At 32.4% G+C, this 1,180-nt stretch carries 1 pseudogene; it reads left to right on the top strand.

The window, feature by feature from the left end:
* The first annotated feature begins 55 nt into the window (after positions 1 to 55).
* Positions 56 to 1,170 (top strand): annotated as a pseudogene (locus tag VB264_RS25165) (ISAs1 family transposase).
* Positions 1,171 to 1,180 lie beyond the last annotated feature (10 nt).

The raw sequence follows: 1,180 nt of genomic DNA, 5'->3' as shown, positions 1-1,180 counted from the left end.
AGCAGGGCTGTTAAGTTCTGGGATTTTATTAATTTTGACCAAATAATATTTTGTAATGGAGCTTAATGATTTTTTTAAAAGCCTTTCTGACCCTCGTAGAGGTCAAGGTCAACGCTATCCGTTTGAGAGTATGCTTTGGATTATCTTTTTAGGGATTTCTTGTGGCTATATCGGCTATCGTTCGCTTCATAAGTTTGCCAAAGCTAATGAAGCCTATTTTACTGATATTTTCGGACTAAAACATGGAGTACCTAGTCATGTAACTTTACGGCAACTATTACTTGCTTTAGATAAAGACCTAGTCAAACAACGTTTTAATGAATGGTGTTCTCATCAAGATTTATCACCTTTAGACTGGGTAAGTGCTGACGGAAAATCTTTAAAATCTACCTTGAGTGATTATACAGAAAGTTATCAAGATTTTTGTTCTATTGTTAGTATTTATGTTCAAAAGACTGGATTAACTTATTGTATTGCTGATTTTCGTAATAAGAAAATCAGTGAAGCAGAAATTGTAAGAAGCTTATTACCCTCTTTACAAGATAAAGGAGTAATTCTTACATTGGATGCCTTACACACTCAAAAAAAACAGTAAATGCTATTGTTGATTCAGGTAATCACTATGTTTTACAAGTCAAAGCAAACCAGCAAGCTCTTTTTAAATATCTTCAAGCTTATAGTTGTGAAAATGCCTTTGAGGACATTTATCAAGTTACAGAGCAAACTCACGGTAGACTCACTCAATGGATTATTAAGGTTTATAAATTAGAAAATCAAAGCATCCAACAACAATGGAAGCAATTAAAATCTTTTATTTTGATACAAAAGCAAGTTACTCAAAAAGGAAAAAAACATACACAACAAGCTCAGAAAGAACATCTTACTCAGAGTTTGTCATATCGTATAAGTGACTTATGGCTTTCAGCAAAAGAGTTTTCTGAGGGAATCAGAAAACATTGGGGTATTGAGAATCGCTTACATTGGGTAAAAGATGTCAATTATCAAGAAGATAACAATAGAATTAAGCATCAAAATATAGCCGTGAATATGGCAATATTTAATGCTATTTCACTTAATTATCTCAGACAAAATGTCAATGATTCTATTAAGTACGCCCAAATAATATTTGGTCAAAATTTCAAAGAACTATGTTCCAATATTAGAACTTAACAGCCCTGCT

Origin of the sequence: Arcicella aquatica (genome assembly GCF_034928825.1) — a bacterium.
GTDB lineage: Bacteria > Bacteroidota > Bacteroidia > Cytophagales > Spirosomataceae > Arcicella > Arcicella aquatica.
This window is presented reverse-complemented; position numbering and strand designations above follow the sequence as displayed.